Genomic DNA, 18,004 nt, shown 5'->3' on the forward strand with positions numbered 1-18,004 from the left:
TTATTTCTGATTTTTATTCCTTAATAACTTTAGCTTGTAACTAGTAACGGTAAAATTGAAGGGCATATCAGGTGATGTACTTGTACTGATAGAATCCATTATAAATCCGATTCTTGCTTCCCATACCATATTTTCTAAAATTTCACCCGTACTATTTTGTGCCAATGATTCAAAAGTAACAACTGCCTCGTTATCGTTTATATTGTTAATTGATAATATATTAATTGAGCGTCTATATAGTTTTTGATATCTTATGACCGGTGATAATGAGTTATCAATATTCATAAAATTAGCAAATTGCATATAAACAATACTCGTAGAAGCATTTTTGATAAAGGTAAATTGTTCTTTTAATATATCGTAATTATATTCTTCCCGTTGTTTTACATAATTCTGAAGCATAATATTTGCAACAAAGATATAAGGATTTGCTAATGTTGAATGTTTAGTATTAGTAACGGTAGCTTGTTTTTCGGCATCATCTTTTATTAAATAACTTACTTTTTCGTTTATTGGTAGCAATATGTTGATATTTATACAAATTAAGGTTAATAATAAGGTAAAAATCGTGCATATTAAAAGCAGAAGACTTCTATGACTTAACGGTAAGATATACTTAAAATTATACCATTTTCTTGCATCAATAAAATATTCGCCGGATTTTATATATTCTTGTATTGCGTTGGTTAATGGGTCCATAATTACTAGATTAATATCTAATTTTATTCTGTTTTAACTCTATCATAATTATTATAATATGATTATGATTTGTTAATTTAATGTTATTTAAGCTATAAAATAAGTTTATATTGTTGCTACAATACCAAATTTGTTTAACTTTAAAATTAAAATAAATAAATTATAAATTAAAATTATACAATAACAATTATTGATGGTAGTTATTATGCTATACTCGTCCCACTTGAAAAATTGGCGACAATATATTTATAAGTCCGCAGGTAGCCACGTATTAAGTATACGCTCTGCTCTCAAGTTGAACTTCGTATAACTACTCTTTATTTACTTCAGAGTATAATAGTTTACAATCTTTTTAATATTTTTTTATATTTATAAATAGATTTTTTCAAAAAATGCTTGTGAACTATTGTATAGTAAGGTAATTTTAAAATAGTAACAAGATAATTTAATAATGTATTAGAATGTTAAAATCATTAAAGTTTCTATTAGTATTAATTATGCTTGCTCAATTGTTGTCATGTACCCCTTCAGCTCCTTATGAAATTAAAAGCCCGTGCGTTTCTGCTGATATAGATGATGGATCGAGTTTAAGCGTAAATCCTTGTATAAGAAGACCGGTTAATTCAGTAAATATAGCATAAAAGTAATAGTTTTATACAATAACAATGTAATAATAAAAATAGTAATAATAAAAATACCTTTGATATGAATAATATATTTGGCTTCTTTAAATCAAGTAACAACTCGAAAAGCGGTTCAGGAGATACACAAAATCAAGAAAGTATTAAATCGGCTAATCCTTTAAAAATTACTCAGAATTGGTATGAAGAGCGATCTGATAAGTTAATTGTTCAACGTAACTTACTTATCATATTAATAATACTACTAACCATTTTTATGGTTATATCAACTTTAGTAATAGCATTTGTAGTAAAATCTAAACAGTTTGATCCTTTTGTTATTCAGCTTAATAGTAATACAGGGCGTGCCTCGGTGGTAGAACCTATTTCATCACCGGTATTAACGGCGGATGAGTCTCTTACAAGGTATTTTATAAAGAAATACATAACGGCACGGGAAACATATAATCCAGTTGATTTTGCGACGCTAGCTCGTACGACAATAAGATTATTTTCAACAAGTGGTGTTTATTATAATTATCTTGGCTATATAAAAAATAAAGATTTTGATCCTACGATAAAATATAAAGAAGATAATACTACATTTTTAGTAATAAAATCATGGTCAAAAATCGCAGCAGATAAATATATAGTTAGATTTTCCGTAAATGAAACATCAGGAAGCCAATTAATTTATAATAAAATAGCGGTAGTAAGTTATGCTTATGTGCCTATGCAATTAACAGATTCAGAACTTGACATAAATCCGGTAGGGTTTCAAGTTAACGGATATAGGGTAGACGATGACAATAGTTAGATTTTATTTTTTAGTTTTTATATTATTAAGCGGTTTTACAGTACAACGAGAATGTCCGCTTGTAGATGATCCGTGTAATAATAGTAGTAATAATTATGTAGATGATTTATCTATAACTAAAGATAATAGGATAAAAACTTATATATATAATCCAAATGAAGTTTATTTATTAGTTTTGCATTTTGGCTTTCAATCGCATATAGAATTTGCTAAAAATGAAGAAATCCAAAATATAATTCTTGGGGATGCTTATGCTTGGAAAATAACTCCTTTGGCAAATAGATTATTTATTAAGCCTCTTGAAAAAGATATTCGTACAAATATGACTATTATAACTAATAAAAGAACATATGAATTTGATATCGCTTCTACGGAACTTATGATGGGTAACGAAAGGGATTTAGTATATGTAATTAAATTTTACTATCCTAAGAAAAATAGTAATTACATGGCAAGGTTTTAATCGATGTCATTGCTGTGTAGATACGTCATTGCGAGCAGCCGTAGGCTGCGTGGCAATCTCATGAAATAATATAACTTCTGAGATTGCTTCGTCAATTGCTATGCAATTTCCTCGCAATGACGGGGCAATAATGACAACAAGAACACTTTAACTAATATAATTTAGATATGGCTGAAGAGCAAAATAACAATAATAATACCGGTTCTTTATCAGGAGCAGATGCTCCTGAAGTACAGAGAGAATTATCAAAAGTTTCAGTTAGCTTTAATAAGAGTATTGCGATAGTAGTCGTAATTTGCGGTATTTTTATATATATTTTTTATACTCTTTTTTTTGGTACTAAAAAAGAAGAAATACCGGAGACTCAAGTGCCGACTAATATTGTAAAACCTGTTACTGATGTTGATGATAATATTCCGGAGATTCCAAAGTTACCTGATCCGCCTAAGCTTGAGACGCCTACTGCTCCTTCACCACCGCCGCCTCCGGTAGTAGAAGTTCTCCCGGTCTTACCTCCTACTATTCCTGTAGAAGAGAATAAAGACAAAACGCTTCCATTGCCGCCGGTTTCGTTGCCTTCGACTTCAGGAACGTTAGTTGAGAGTGATGCAGAGAAGCAACGTCGTGAAGCAAAAAGAAAATCAGCTATAGTATTAGTTGGTGGTGTAGAGCCTAAAAAAACACCGGAACAGATTACGGCAGAAGCGACCTTTAAAGATCGTGGTGATATGTCTTTGGTTCTCGGACGCGGTAAATTAATTGATGCAGTACTTGAGACGGCAATAAATAGTGATCTCGGCGGTGAAATAAGAGCCATTATTAGTAGAGACGTATTTTCTGAGAAAGATAAAGTTATATTAATACCGAAAGGGTCAAAAATATTCGGTAAATATGCAACCTCAACCTCATCAGATAGTTACGGTAGAGTTTCTATAATATGGGATAGAATCGATTTAACTAACGGTTATACTATAGAATTCGACTCACCTGCAGTTGATAATTTAGGTAGACCGGGACTACAAGGGAGAGTCGATAATAAATATAAAGAACAATTTGCAAATGCCGTATTACAATCCGGCTTTAATATAGGTCTTGCTAAAGTCCTTGATAAGTTAGTGCCGCCTCCTATAGATTCGCAGGCAGCAGCTACCAATAGTGCTACGGCAACGCAATTGTTAAATACTGCTCAAACTATTGCGGCTAATACCGCTATGGATGCAAATACTAGGATAGTTACAATTTGTACTAATATACTTGCTGCTATTACCGATAAAACTTCGACTGCTTATACTACTATGACTCAAGCATGTACAACAGCACAAACTGCTTCTTCAGCGAATACTGCTGAGCAGAGACTTCAAACCTTAGTACAGGCAGTTAATACGGCAGCTTCAAGTTTGCTTACTACTACCTCTATAGCATTGACTCCGACACAAGCACAACAAGCTTCTACTCAAGCTTTTACGGATGTGACGAATGTTGTACAAAATATGATAACGCAGCAGCAGTTTAAGCCGACGACAACGGTTAATCAAGGTACGCCGGTTAGAATATACGTTAATAAGGATTATAAATTCCCAAAAGCCGTTTTATTAAAATCGAAGGTAATGAAATGAATGAAGAATTTGCAGCCTTAGAGACGTTTTTACTTCCTTTTAAAAATTTATTTGCTGAAGACGGTATTAATGAGATTATGGTTAATAAGCCTGGAGAAGCATGGGTTGAAAAAAAAGGCGATATATATTCTAAGCAAATACCGGAATTAGATAGTGAACATCTACTTTCATTAGGGCGTTTAGTCGCTCAATCTACCGAACAGATGATTTCGGAAGAAAAACCTTTACTTTCTGCAACTTTGCCGAATGGCTACCGTATTCAAATAGTATTCCCTCCCGCTTGTGAGATAGGACAAATCATTTATTCTATAAGAAAGCCTAGCGGTATGAATCTAACTTTAGATGAATATGCTAAAATGGGAGCATTTGATGATACTGCAACGGAGAGTTTAGTAGATGAAGATGCAGTAATTTTAAATAATTTCTTAGCTGAAAAAAAGATTAAAGAATTTATTAGACATGCAGTTGTTTCAAAGAAAAATATCATAATTAGCGGCGGTACTTCAACAGGTAAAACTACTTTTACTAATGCGGCACTTACTGAAATACCTGCAATAGAAAGATTAATTACTGTAGAAGATGCTCGTGAGGTTGTGCTATCAAGCCATCCTAACAGAGTGCATTTACTTGCTTCCAAAGGAGGACAGGGACGTGCAAATGTTACTACTCAAGATTTAATAGAGGCATGTTTGCGTTTAAGACCGGATAGAATTATAGTAGGTGAGCTTCGAGGTAAGGAAGCTTTTAGTTTTTTGCGTGCTATTAATACAGGTCACCCCGGTTCAATATCAACGCTGCATGCGGATAGTCCCGCTATGGCTATTGAGCAGTTAAAGCTTATGGTTATGCAAGCAGATCTTGGTATGCCGCCTGAAGAAGTAAAGAAGTATATTTTAACCGTTGTAGATATCGTTGTGCAGTTAAAACGCGGTAGCGGTGGGAAAAGATATGTTTCGGAAGTGTATTATAAGAAGAATAAGAACGCCGAGGGGATGATTTAAAAGTGTCATTGCGAGGGAATTACAAAGTAATTGACGAAGCAATCTCAGGCAAAATTCCTGAGATTGCCACGCTCCTTTTAGTCGCTCGCAATGACGTAAAAATTACTTCACGCAAAAACTAACATATAAGTAAAAACTAGGAATATCAATTCATGGAATGGCATAAGATACTTAAAGTTACTAGGAATATATTCGGTCATGCTATAATTTATCCGGTTGTTATTTTTTGTACCATTTGGATAAGCGGTGCATTTGTTGCAATTTTTACTAATGAGGTTGGAGCTTTAGGTGTAGATATAAATGCTATAAATATTGCTTATAAGTGGGCTTACTGGCTTATTAAAGTTTGGGGGCAGTTAAAAATTGCCGACTATAATTATTTAAAATTGAAGCTACTTGCATCTCTTCTTGGTCCCGCTATTGTTGTCATAATATTTTACATTAAAAATTTTGAAAGAATAAAATCATTACAATTTTTTGAGCAACCGGAAAAAGTATATGGAGATGCTAGCTGGGCTAATCCGTCAGATATAGAGGCTGCTGGTCTTAGATCCAAAAAAGGTATGTTAATAGGTGTTGATGCCGGTGGATATTTTGTTGCAGATGGGTTCCAGCATGCTTTATTATTTGCTCCTACAGGTTCAGGTAAAGGTGTGGGTTTTGTGATACCTAACCTGTTATTTTGGAGTGATTCGGTAGTAGTGCATGACATAAAGCTTGAGAATCACGGTTTGACGAGCGGTTGGCGTGAGAAACAAGGTCAGAAAGTTTTTGTATGGGAGCCTTCTAATCCAGACGGTATTACGCATTGTTACAATCCGATTGATTGGGTTAGTACTAAGCCCGGGCAGATGGTTGATGACGTGCAGAAAATTTCAAATCTTATAATGCCGGAAAAGGATTTTTGGAATAATGAAGCACGAAGTTTATTCTTAGGTGTAACTTTATATTTAATAGCCGATCCTACTAAAACTAAATCTTTCGGTGAAGTAGTGCGTACCATGAGAAGTGACGACGTAGTTTATAATCTAGCGGTCGTACTCGATACGCTTGGCGGTGTAATACATCCTGTTGCATATATGAATATTGCTGCGTTTTTGCAAAAAGCCGATAAAGAGCGTTCGGGTGTAATATCTACAATGAACTCATCGCTTGAATTATGGGCAAACCCGCTTATTGATTCAGCTACTGCATCTTCTGATTTCAACGTACAAGAATTTAAAAAAGTAAAAACAACCGTATATGTAGGGTTAACACCCGATAATATACAGCGTTTACAAAAATTAATGCAGGTGTTTTATCAGCAGGCTACAGAGTTTTTAAGCCGCAAAATGCCGGATTTAAAGGAAGAGCCGCATGGGGTAATGTTCTTACTTGATGAGTTCCCGACACTTGGAAAGATGGATACTTTTAAAGCCGGTATAGCTTATTTTAGAGGTTATAGAGTTCGGTTATTTTTGATTATTCAAGATACGCAGCAGTTAAAAGGAACATATGAAGATGCGGGGATGAATTCTTTCTTATCTAATGCAACATACCGTATTACTTTTGCTGCTAATAACTATGAAACGGCAAATTTAATATCGCAGCTTGTCGGTAATAAGACGGTAGAACAAAGATCATTTAGTAAACCTTTATTTTTTGACCTTAATATTTCTACTAGAACCCAAAACGTTTCTCAAGTTCAAAGAGCTTTACTTTTACCTCAAGAAGTAATACAGTTACCGAGAGATGAGCAAATTGTTTTAATAGAATCCTTTCCGCCTATAAAATCTCGTAAAATTAAGTATTACGAAGATAAATTTTTTACTAGTAGATTATTACCGCCGACTTTTGTACCTACTCAAGTACCTTTTGATCCTAGGGCAAATAATAATGAGGCTTCTGAAGAGACTGAAACAACAACTGCTCCGGAAAATAATGAGTAAGATCCAAAAATGCGTTCAGCTATTATTGATATCGGTTCAAATGCTTTAAGAGCTGTAGTTTATGAAAGTGATGAGCTTGGAGCTCCGGAAATTTTTAATTATAAATTTAGAAATTATCTTACAAATTTACTTAATTTAGATAATTTAGACGTAAAACATCAAACATATTTATCTCTACAATATCTTATCCATATTTTTACCAAACTGTCCGTTACTAATATTAGATGTGTTGCAACAGCTATACTTAGGGGGCATCCTAAAGCAGATGAATTCAAAGCTATAATTAAAAAGAGATTCAATATTGATATTGAAATTATCTCAGGTGAACGCGAAGCTTATTTAACTGCTGCCGGATTAATTTCCGGTATTAGTGATGCTTTCGGTATTGTGGCCGATCTTGGCGGTGGAAGTCTTGAGCTTGCACAGATTGGAAATAAAAAAGTCGGTAAATTAAAATCATTGCCGCTTGGTACAAAAATTATTGCTAGTAGCAATTTTGGTGATGTTGGACTGATTACTAAAATGCTAGAGGAAGAATTTGGAGCTGCACATCATCCTAATTTATATTTAATTGGTGGTGCATTACGTCTAATGAGCCGTATATATATGGAGTCTATAAATTATCCCCTTAAAAATTTACATAATTTTGAAATAAATCGTGTAGAGTTTGAGTTATATTTAGAGAAATTATCGCAAATCGATAAATTAAAGCTGAGTTATTACGAGCAGAAAGCCATAAATTATAATGCAGTTCTAGTAATAAAAGCGATGATTAAGGTATTTTCACCGGAAAAGATTATTATCTCAAATTACGGTTTAAAAGAAGGAGTAAGATTTGACTCGTTGCCGTCTCATGAAACAGAAAAAGATATTATTTATGAGAGGGTGAAGAGATTAGTAAAATTTGATAGAAATATATGTAAAATTGAAAAATATATTGAAGCAGTACAATATCTTTTAATTAATTTCGATGCCACGACTCTTATTATTATTGAACTCGCTATAATGCTAGCACAATATAATAAAAATATTGATAAAACCCTCAGAGCAAATTTTGTTTCGGAATTTATACTATCTTCAGACATTCCTTTTAGTCATAGACAGCGTCTTATGCTCGGCATTGCTCTTACGGTTACTTATACTGCTAAAACTGACATGCAGATTAATAAAATAGCTAAGAAAATGATTAGTAAAAGTGATTATTATAACAGTCATATAATCGGTTATTATATAAAAATTGCTAGAGAAATTGATGGACCGGAATTCCAAGAACCTTCTTTTTCGATTAAATTAAAAGACGATAAATTTTTACAAATTAATGCTTCAAATATCTTGCCTAAACAAGTTTTTGAAAAGGTTTGTGAACGTTTAAAAGATATAAGTTCTGCTAGAAAAAATATTAGTTATAATTTTAGTGATTAATTGTTTTTTGGATCCCGTGGTCAAGCCACGGGATGACATCGAGTGCGTTTTCCGGTCTACACAACAAGACATTCCTGCTTTCGCAGGAATGACATCGAAATCTTTTTAAAAACTGTCCGGTACTTATTTTAAGCTCTCTTAGTCTACCTCCTAAATCATTATATAATCCTGAAAACAACAAATATATTAGGATATATGATAAAAAATTATTGGAAAAAGTTTTGGAAGAATAGTACTACCAAATCACAAAATTTTATTGAACTAAACGACATTGCATACGGGAACTTAAAAAGAGTTAAGGTAGGCATAGAAGCTTATCGTGAAAATGTTATAGTATATAGATGTATTAATTTAATTGCCCAATCGGCGGGACATGTGCCGTGGAAAGTGCTTAAAAGTAGAACCGGAGAAGTAATATCAGACCATCCGGTACATTATTTACTAAAAAGACCGAATCCTGAAAAAGCCGGAGCGGATTTTTTTAGTGAGCTAATTGCAAGCAAATTATTATTCGGTAATAGTTATATTTTATCAACTCTGGATTCATATCCTAAAGAAATTTATTTACTACCGGCTCTTGCTACTGAGCTTGTTATAGAACATAACAATTTAGTTGCTTATAGATATAAAAGTAGCAAAGGTGATAGGATTTATAAGATTGACCATATAGCTAAGATGAGTAGAGTCTTGCATTTAAAAAACTATCATCCTCTAGATCAGCATTACGGATTATCTTGTTTAGAAGCTGCTTCTCTCCCTATAGATTTACATCAGCAATCTTCTTATTGGAATCATTCATTATTACAAAATGGAGCAAGACCTTCCGGTGCATTAATAGTAAAAGATAGTAACGGCTATCTTAGCGATGAACAGTTTGAAAGATTGCAAGCTCAATTATCAGAGAAATTTAGCGGTAATAGTAATGCCGGTAAGCCTTTGTTGCTTGAGGGAGGGCTTGGCTGGCAAGAAATGAGTATCAACCCAAAGGATATGGATTTCATTGAATCTAAAAACTCTGCGGCAAGAGAAATAGCTTTAGCCTTTGGAGTGCTGCCGCAGTTACTAGGTATTAACGGCGATAACACCTATAGCAATATGCAGGAAGCTCGTCTTGCTTTATGGGAAGAAACGCTAATCCCTTTACTTGATAAAATTGCGGATAGTATGAGTAATTGGTTTTCATATCTTTTTAAGGAAGATATTATTATTGATTTTGATCGTGATTCTATATCTGCATTAACCGAAAAGCGTGAAAATTTATGGGCTAAAATCTCTAATGCTAATTTCATGACTTTAAATGAAAAAAGAGCTTTTGTCGGACTTCCACCGGTTATAAACAGTGATAGATTATGACTAAAGATATTAGCGATACGTTAAATAATTTGTATGACCTTATAATGAGGCTCATTATTCTACTCGAAGATGAATTAGTACGTATTACATTGCATAAAAATAAAAATAATATAATAGACACTAAAAACCTTACTGAAACCTTAAATAAACTAGTTAACTTAATAGTACAGTTAAATAAATTATCTAATAGCCGACAAGCTCGGAAAATTCAAAAATAGATGAAAAAGATAAAATGATAATAGATAATTTTTTAGAAAATTATAATTTAAAAAATCTTTTTTAGAAATGTTCACAGAACCTAATATCTTATCTAATTTTAACCTCCTGATTAATATATTAATAGCCTAAAAACCTAATGTTGTAAAAACGCCTCATCAATTCAATAAATATATCATTACTTTATACAAAAATTAATAAATTAAAGAGTTTTAATATAAAGTTTTAGTCAATAAATCAACTATAAGGTTAAGAGTTATGAGGAAAAAATCTAGAATATTAAAAAGTTTTCTAGCAACCGCATCAATATTAGGTCTGTCATTGACCATGCCGGTAAATGAAATATATGCAGCAGCTGTTAGTCAAATGGTCGGGGATGTTAATCTTAATAATCCGAATACTAATTTTAATCCACCATTTGGTGATGGTAATACTATTGAAGTGATTAATTCCGGTAATATAACTGTATCAAATAGCGGTACTTACAATATAGGTGCTATACGGGCTGATCAAGAAGTAACTACAATGTCGGTCGGTAGCGGTAGCACGGATCTAGCTATAAATCTTACAATTGGTTCAATGTCCGGTGTTGTAAAGAGTTTGAATATTACAAGATTTAATAATGCTACTAATATAAATATTACTTTAAATGGTAGTGCAGGGGTCGGCGATATTCCTTCAGTAAATGATTATAGTGCATTACAACAGGTATCATTTACACAGATGGGTGGCGAATAGTATTAATTTGAATATTAATGCCCCAGTAACTCTAAATAGCACCTTTTACACTAGTGCATCCTCAGAAACAATAAATGTAAATAACGATGTTATAATAACTAAGACTACTACAGCTAATGGTGCAGGAAATATGAATTTTAATATTGCCGGAGATAAATCGCTTACTTTATCTGCTCCCAATTCGATTCAAGATGGAACAGGTGCAGGGAGAGTAAGGTTTAATTTTACAGGTGCAAATTCTGTCCTAAATATAGACGGTACTAATACTACAATTAGAGGAGCAATAACTAACGGAGCAAATGGAACATTAAATGTAAATGCCGGAGTTACTACGGCTACTGATTCAACTGTTACTAATATTCAAAAGACGAATATCGCCGATAACACTACTTTTGATATTGATAGTGTTAATAGTAACATGAATTTATTAAATAATGGAACAAGTATAGCGTTTAAAGGAGCAAGTTCAGAGTTAGGTTTAATAAATACCGGTAATACGGATAAGCAGTTTACGTTATATGCTAACTTAAATCCATCAGATGCGGAAGATGAATATGGGATAGTACGAGTAGAAGCAACTACAAATAATCTTAACTATAGCAAATAATGGAGGACCATATACGATAGGGCAGGACAATACGCATCGTCTTAAAGAATTTGAAGTTAAGGGAGCAGGAAATATTGTAATTGATAATACGCTATTTACAAAGTTACTAAGTATGAATAATACCGGACAGGTAACTCTTAATCAAATCTTAGATTTAGGAGTAGGCGGTAACATCGCTTTTGGAACTGATGGTACGCTAGTGTTAAACAGGGGGATAATTGGGGATGTTGATTTTAATGATGGTGCTGGTACGTTAGTAATGGCTAGTAACTTTAGAACTGGTAGTAAGTTTAGTAATGCGGCGAATGCTACAGTGCAAATATTTAGTTCTTTAATATCTTTAAGAGATTCAAGTGCAGGAAATATAGGGAATATTATAATTGGAAATGATAATGGCGGTGCTACGCTTCAAGCGAATGGTGGAATAAATTTTATGAGTAATATGAGGTTTGGTAACAAAGGTGGGACACTTTTGATTACTAATAGTCAAGTTTCATTCTCAGGAAAGATTATTAACGGTGAACAAGGTCGGTTAGATATAAATGCTAATTTTACAGCTTTAGATCCAACGATTTCTACTATTCAAGAAACTAATATTGCAGATAATGTTGCTTTTAATATAGATGCTAAAAACGGCAACGTAGATTTATTAAATAATGGAACAAGTATAGCGTTTAAAGGAGCAGATTCAGAAGTAGATTTAGTAAATACAGGGAATGCAAATAAGCAGTTTACGTTATATTCTAATTTAAATCCATCAGGTGCAGAGGATGAATATGGTATAGTAAGAGTAGAGGCAACTACGAACAATCTTACTATAGCAAATAATGGAGGACCATATACGATAGGGCAGGACAATACCCATCGTCTTAAAGAATTTGAAGTTAAAGGAACAGGTAATATCGTAATTGATAATACGGTATTTACAAAGCGATTTAACATGAATAGTACCGGACAGGTGACTCTTAATCAAGTATTAGATTTAGGAGCAGAAGGAGAGGTATTATATAATCAGCCCGGTACATTAAATGTTAGTGGTGATAATCCTATTATAGGAAAGGTTAACTTTCAAAATGTTGATGATATTCTTAAGGTAAGCATAGGTTCTAATCAAGTTTTCGCAGCTAATATAGATAATATAAATAATGCAGATAATAATGGTTCAGTTATTATATCGCAAGGAGGAAATAATATAGCACAACCTTCTATTATAAATAGTGCTATAGGTATGACTAATCCTATAAAGGAATTAATAATAAATAATGCAAATGAATATAGTCTTAATATTGTATTAAACGGGGAGGTCAAAGCGTCTAAGATTCAAGTAAATCGTACTAGTGGCAGTAACCCAAATATGCGAATGACTATAAATAATGATGTTACTGCTGATATAGAAGGTGTTAGCAATGGTAGTAATAATTTTGTATTAACTATTAATCAAGGAAAGACAGTTACCGGTGCAATAAATTCTATAAATACCGCTTCAACAACTATAAATTTGAGAGGTAGCGTTACGGGTCCAATAACCAATGCCACTACTATTAATTTCGATGGTACAGGAAATACAAGACTAGGTTCTACTGCAAATACTACAGATTTTATAGTAGCTAATGCTAAAGCTAATGTAACTGCCGATGGTCGTATGATTGGTAATTTAAGTTATAACGCAGCAGGTACGGTAGCAGCTACTAAAGGGATAACAGGAGATATTAACTTTAAAGGTAATGATGGAGTATTTAATTTAGGTAATGGTTCTACGATTGATGGGGCAGTGACCAGTACCGGCTCCGTTGCCGGTAGCTTGTATTTTATAGGTGATGGAGAGGTTACCGGTGGAGTAGAGGCAAAAAAAGTAGTGTTTAACGGTGTAGATAATATAGATGGGGCTGCAAATGCAGAAATATTTATTGTGGCAAATGTTAATACAAAAGCAGATATTACCGGAAAGATGGTAGGAAATATAGAATATACTGCTGCAGGTGCTTTACTTGCAAATGGAGGGCTAACAGGAAATGTTAACTTTAATAATAGAGGAGGTACATTTTATTTAGAGGAGGGAGCTAAGATTATCGGTAGTGTTACTAGTACCGGCGGTATAGCCGGTACTTTAGTGTTCATAGGTGATGGAGAGGCTACGGGAGATATAGGTACGGATGACGAAAATAAGCCTGATATTATAGAGATTGCGGGTGATAATACAAAACAAGTAGCGTTAAGAGGAAATGTACTTGTAAATGATTTAGTTTTTGTTCAAGGTGTTGATTCTTCAGGTAAGGCAAATATTGAGAGGGGTTTAGTTGCAAGAAGAGTAGTTTTCAATAATGAGAATGCAGATGGAGGTACATTAGTAATAAATGCACCATCTGCAGTTAATGCTATAGTAAATCCTAATAACGGTATGATAGTTCTGAATGCTGATTTTACAATTAGTGACCCAAGTGCCGGAGATATAAGAGAGATAAAAATAGCTAATAACATAAAATATACGATTGATGCTAAAAGTGGAAATGTAGATTTATTAAATAACGGTGCAAAGATAATATTTGAAGGGGCAGGCTCGGAATTAAATTTAATAAATACCGGTATACGGATAAGCAGTTTACGTTATATGCTAACTTAAATCCATCAAATGCAGAAGATGAATACGGTATAGTAAGAATAGAGGCAACTACGAACAATCTTACTATAGCAAATAATGGAGGACCATATACGATAGGGCAGGACAATACGCATCGTCTTAAAGAATTTGAAGTTAAGGGAGCAGGTAATATCGTAATTGATAATACGGTATTTACAAAGTGATTTAATATGAATAGTACCGGACAGGTAACTCTTAATCAGGTCTTAGATTTAGGAGCAGGCGGTGAGGTAGTGTTTGCAGCAGATGGCAAGTTAACGGCAAGTAATGGGATTAGCGGAGCGGTTACAACGGCTACAAATGATACAGGAACATTGACGATAGGAGCAGGGAATGTAACCGGTACGATTGGTACTAATGGGAAAAGTTTAAAATTAGTAAATATCGGAGCAAATCCTATTACGTTCTCATCTAATGTATTTGCTCCTGTTGCTTTAACTGATCAAAATTCACAATTAACATTAGCAGACGGTATTGTAGTTACCGGATCAGTAACCACAAAAAACAATACAAGAGGAGTATTATCGCTTGGAGTCGGAAGTAGCATAACGAACGGAATAGGAGCAAATAACTTCAACTTAGAAAGAGTAGAGCTTAGAGCTGGAGTGAGCAGTCTTGGCGGTAATATATATGCTGGAGCGGTGAAGCTTATGGCCGATACTTCAGTCTTAACGCTTGAGGATAATGCAAAGGTTTATGGCAGTGTAACAACGAAGATGGACACAAAAGGTATATTAGTACTTGGCCGAAATAGCAGCGTTGCGGGTATCGGAGCAAACGGGTTTGCTCTTGAAAGAGTAGAGATAGGAGTGGGAGAGGGCAGTTTAAGAGGTAATATATATACGAGAACAGTGAAGCTTATGGCCGATGATTCAGCTTTAACGCTAGAAGATAATGCAACAATTTACGGTAGCGTAACAACGAAGACTAATGAGAAAGGCATATTAATTTTCAGCCGGAACGGTAGTGTAACGGATAATATAGGAGAAAATGGAGCAGCTTTAGAGAAAGTAATATTTAAAGGTGTAGATACTATAGAAGGTGCGGCTTATGCTCAAACTTTTACTATAGCAAATGCTAATGTCACGGTTAAAGGATTAATGACCGGTAACGTAAATTATGAAGCAGACGGTACATTAGCACCTGAAGGTATAATAGGAGATATCGACTTTAAAGGGACTAACGGAACGTTTAGTATAAATGACGGTCGTGCAATTGATGGAGCTGTACTTAATACCGGCGGGATTGGCGGTATTTTGAATTTTAAAGGAACGGTACTGTAAGTGGAAGTATAGGTACGGATGCCGAAAATAGCCCTGCTATTATAAATATCCAAGGAGATGATACAACAAATGTATCTCTAGCAAATGATGTATTTGTAGGTGGTGTTAATTTTACAAACGGTGGGAAACTACAACTTAATAAAAATCTCACGGCAAAGAATGTTGATTTTGGAGCAAAAGGCGGTACTTTAGAGTTTAACGGTAATGATAAATATATTTTCAATACCGTTATAGCAAACGGACAAACCGGTATATTAAACGTTTTAACTACCTTAACGGCTACGGATGCAAGCGTTGGTACGCTTAAAACAATAAATATAGGGAATGCTAATGCAGGACAGAGTTTTTTAATTGTAGTAAATAATGCTAACTTAGCTCTACTAACTAGTCAAAATAGCAGTATTAATTTTGGCAATGCAAATTCAAAACTAACATTAACCGCTCCTGTAGATCAAATTGTTACATTTGCGGGTAGCTTATTAAAAGGTACTGCTGGTGGTGGCGGTATTGTTCTTTTGGATGGTAACGGTCATAATTTAGTTGTAGACGGTAAGAATGAAGCAATGCTCGGTACGGTAGGTAATGAGTTAGCTGAATTAAATATTAAGGGGGACGTTACTATTACAGGTGAATTAAAAGCCCAAGCTATTAACTTCTCAAATGCAGGACAAGAAGCGATATTAACGCTACAAGCGGCAGGTGGAGTTACTAATATTACTACAGCAGGAAATAATCTTCACACTTTAGCAATAACGGATTTTGACACCGGTAACGGTGCTATTGGGACTGAAGATCACAGATTAAAAGCAATAGAATTAACAGGAAACGGTTTAGTTACGGTAAATACTAAGAATTTTTATTCAGATGTAACTACCGCGAATAACGGGCAAGGTAACGTAAAACTTAATATAGAGGGTGGTACTACTTATAATTTAGGAAGTAAAAATAATAGTTTAGCAAGTGTACAAGTTAGTGAGAATAGTACTATTAAAGGTGATGTATATTCTAAAGAGATTAACATTGATGCAGGTAAGAATATGGATTTTGAACGAGGTAATAATAGAAATGCTAAAAATATAATTATACAGGATGTTTTAGTAGATAGAGATCTCCTTCCTCGTTCGCTTCAGTTATTTACTTATTTAACTGATATTAAAGTAGATAAGCTGAATTTTGTAGATGCTGCTGCTTCTGTACATTTTAAAGATGCGGTTTTAGTAAATGCTGAGATTAATGGTGGCGGTGCTATAAAATTTGATGAAAATGTTTGGTTAAAAGAAGAAATCAAAAATGTAGAGCGTTTAGAGTTTGGTCCTGAGAAATTTGCTATTCTTGAGAAAAATATTAAAGCAGCTAATTTAGTAGCAAATAAAGCAAATATAGTATTATTGGATAATTTAGGAATAGATGCTGATTCACAATTTACGGATATTGCTTTAGATTTAGCTACTTACGAATTAAAGCATACAGGAAATGTTACATATAACGGTACTCTTGAGATTATTACATATTTTGATGTGACTGTGAAATCGGGAGGCATATATTAGTCGGTAACGGGGCTAATGTTGATATGTCGGCTTTAGCTTTAGATAGTTTAGTAATTAAAGTCAAATCACGCTCTGATATTACTAAAATTACTCCTGATACCAAACATGAAGTAATACTAAAAGAAGCAGGTGGAAATTTTACTCCTGTTGCTCAAAATAAAGTTACTGTTGATACAGGTGGAGAATTAAACAGGTTAATAAGATGGGTAAGATGGGTAAGCGATGAGAATGGAGTTGTATTACTGAATAATAATGATAACGGTGGCGGTAATCCCGAAAATCCTGATCCAGGAGGTGGTGATCCAGAGAACCCAGGTGACGGCGATAACGGTGGAGGAAATCCTGGAGACGGAGAAGGTGGTGTAATAGTGCCTATTTTTGATCCAAAACCGATAAGAGATGAGGTTACGGGTCCTATAGCTCCCGGTCTTGTAGAGCAATTAATTGGTATTGGCATTGGTAATGAGAGTGATGCAGGTAAAGTATTAAATGATTTAGGATCAACAAAAAATGTTTCAGAAACTTTAAATCGGTTAGGTGGAAGAACAGATGTACGAGAAGTGAGTGAGGGACTTGGAGAGTTTAATATAGAAGAAATACAGGACATATTAACAGATATTTCGGTAAATATGGACAGCGTTGTTTCTTCGGGGATTAATGCTAGACTAGGTGAAGTAAATAATAAAGATGAAAGTACATTTAAGCTAAACGGTTTAAATAAACCAAATGCTAGTGAAAGTCTTACTAATCAAGCGGCAGTAGCTGCCGGTGATGAGGATAATATCGGTACGGGTATCTGGGGCGTTCCTTTTTACGGTAAGGCTACACAAAAATCCCGTAATGATGGGGCAAGTGGGTATAAGTCTAAATCTCAAGGAGGAATAATAGGTTTTGATTATGCTCTAAGTGACAGTGTAATAGTTGGAGCTGCTTACACTAGAGCCTATAGTAAATTACGCCATCAAAATTATAAAGTCGGTGATAAGACTAAAGCTATAAGCGATATATATTCTATCTACCTACGGGCTTTATAATTGTGGGACAAGTAATTTCTTT

General features: G+C 34.0%; 17 protein-coding genes. 15 read left to right on the plus strand and 2 right to left on the minus strand.

Translation table 11 applies throughout. The annotated features are described in order from the left end of the window. On the minus strand, window positions 1-699 hold the full coding sequence (locus BN1174_RS06125) for a VirB8 family type IV secretion system protein (RefSeq protein WP_040257353.1): 699 nt from the start codon (window positions 697-699) through the stop codon (window positions 1-3). 461 nt (window positions 700-1,160) lie between these two features. Between BN1174_RS06125 and BN1174_RS06130 the strand changes: the two genes are divergently transcribed. The 13 genes from BN1174_RS06130 (at window position 1,161) to BN1174_RS10180 (ending at window position 15,401) form a co-directional block, all read left to right on the plus strand. Then, window positions 1,161-1,340 carry a DUF2706 domain-containing protein gene (locus BN1174_RS06130; RefSeq protein WP_011270796.1) on the plus strand — a complete coding sequence of 60 codons (180 nt, stop codon included), beginning with the start codon at window positions 1,161-1,163 and terminating at the stop codon, window positions 1,338-1,340. 64 nt (window positions 1,341-1,404) lie between these two features. Further along, window positions 1,405-2,136 carry a VirB8 family type IV secretion system protein gene (locus tag BN1174_RS06135; protein WP_040257355.1) on the plus strand — a complete coding sequence of 244 codons (732 nt, stop codon included), beginning with the start codon at window positions 1,405-1,407 and terminating at the stop codon, window positions 2,134-2,136. Then, a complete protein-coding gene (locus tag BN1174_RS06140) occupies window positions 2,123-2,599 on the plus strand; it encodes a TrbG/VirB9 family P-type conjugative transfer protein (RefSeq protein WP_040257357.1) in 477 nt (158 codons plus the stop codon). The genes BN1174_RS06135 and BN1174_RS06140 overlap by 14 nt, the downstream gene beginning before the upstream one ends. A gap of 167 nt (window positions 2,600-2,766) precedes the next feature. Further along, on the plus strand, window positions 2,767-4,215 hold the full coding sequence (locus BN1174_RS06145) for a TraB/TrbI/VirB10 family type IV secretion system protein (protein WP_040257359.1): 1,449 nt from the start codon (window positions 2,767-2,769) through the stop codon (window positions 4,213-4,215). After that, entirely contained in the window at window positions 4,212-5,216 is a 1,005-nt protein-coding gene (gene virB11 / locus BN1174_RS06150; protein ID WP_040257360.1) for a P-type DNA transfer ATPase VirB11, read from the plus strand. Before BN1174_RS06145 ends, virB11 begins: the two co-directional genes overlap by 4 nt. Before the next feature lie 152 nt (window positions 5,217-5,368). After that, window positions 5,369-7,144 carry a type IV secretory system conjugative DNA transfer family protein gene (locus BN1174_RS06155; protein WP_040257362.1) on the plus strand — a complete coding sequence of 592 codons (1,776 nt, stop codon included), beginning with the start codon at window positions 5,369-5,371 and terminating at the stop codon, window positions 7,142-7,144. A gap of 9 nt (window positions 7,145-7,153) precedes the next feature. Next, entirely contained in the window at window positions 7,154-8,566 is a 1,413-nt protein-coding gene (locus tag BN1174_RS06160; RefSeq protein ID WP_040257365.1) for a Ppx/GppA phosphatase family protein, read from the plus strand. Between the two features lie 195 nt (window positions 8,567-8,761). Further along, window positions 8,762-9,919 carry a phage portal protein gene (locus BN1174_RS06165; RefSeq protein WP_040257366.1) on the plus strand — a complete coding sequence of 386 codons (1,158 nt, stop codon included), beginning with the start codon at window positions 8,762-8,764 and terminating at the stop codon, window positions 9,917-9,919. Next, the gene (locus BN1174_RS06170; protein WP_231555817.1) at window positions 9,916-10,137 is read left to right on the plus strand and encodes a hypothetical protein; all 222 of its coding nucleotides are present in this window, start codon (window positions 9,916-9,918) and stop codon (window positions 10,135-10,137) included. The genes BN1174_RS06165 and BN1174_RS06170 overlap by 4 nt, the downstream gene beginning before the upstream one ends. Window positions 10,138-10,393: 256 nt before the next feature. Then, window positions 10,394-10,873, plus strand: a complete 480-nt coding sequence (locus BN1174_RS06175) for a hypothetical protein (RefSeq protein WP_156138523.1) — start codon at window positions 10,394-10,396, stop codon at window positions 10,871-10,873. A gap of 7 nt (window positions 10,874-10,880) precedes the next feature. Next, window positions 10,881-11,480, plus strand: a complete 600-nt coding sequence (locus BN1174_RS06180) for a hypothetical protein (protein WP_040257371.1) — start codon at window positions 10,881-10,883, stop codon at window positions 11,478-11,480. A gap of 112 nt (window positions 11,481-11,592) precedes the next feature. Continuing rightward, window positions 11,593-14,100 carry a beta strand repeat-containing protein gene (locus tag BN1174_RS06185; RefSeq protein WP_040257373.1) on the plus strand — a complete coding sequence of 836 codons (2,508 nt, stop codon included), beginning with the start codon at window positions 11,593-11,595 and terminating at the stop codon, window positions 14,098-14,100. Window positions 14,101-14,288: 188 nt separating this feature from the next. Next, window positions 14,289-15,401, plus strand: a complete 1,113-nt coding sequence (locus tag BN1174_RS10180) for a hypothetical protein (protein ID WP_156138524.1) — start codon at window positions 14,289-14,291, stop codon at window positions 15,399-15,401. On the opposite strand, the gene BN1174_RS06195 is transcribed toward BN1174_RS10180, so the two are convergent. Next, a complete protein-coding gene (locus BN1174_RS06195; protein WP_040257374.1) occupies window positions 15,382-15,624 on the minus strand; it encodes a hypothetical protein in 243 nt (80 codons plus the stop codon). The genes BN1174_RS10180 and BN1174_RS06195 overlap by 20 nt on opposite strands. Before the next feature lie 292 nt (window positions 15,625-15,916). Here BN1174_RS06195 and BN1174_RS06200 point away from each other — a divergent pair, with 292 nt between their 5' ends. Then, on the plus strand, window positions 15,917-16,948 hold the full coding sequence (locus BN1174_RS06200) for a hypothetical protein (protein ID WP_040257376.1): 1,032 nt from the start codon (window positions 15,917-15,919) through the stop codon (window positions 16,946-16,948). Window positions 16,949-16,971: 23 nt separating this feature from the next. Continuing rightward, complete coding sequence (locus BN1174_RS12355) at window positions 16,972-17,982, plus strand: autotransporter outer membrane beta-barrel domain-containing protein (protein WP_040257378.1); 1,011 nt, start codon at window positions 16,972-16,974, stop codon at window positions 17,980-17,982. Window positions 17,983-18,004 lie beyond the last annotated feature (22 nt).

Origin of the sequence: Rickettsia hoogstraalii (assembly GCF_000825685.1) — a bacterium.
Taxonomy (GTDB): Bacteria; Pseudomonadota; Alphaproteobacteria; order Rickettsiales; family Rickettsiaceae; genus Rickettsia; species Rickettsia hoogstraalii.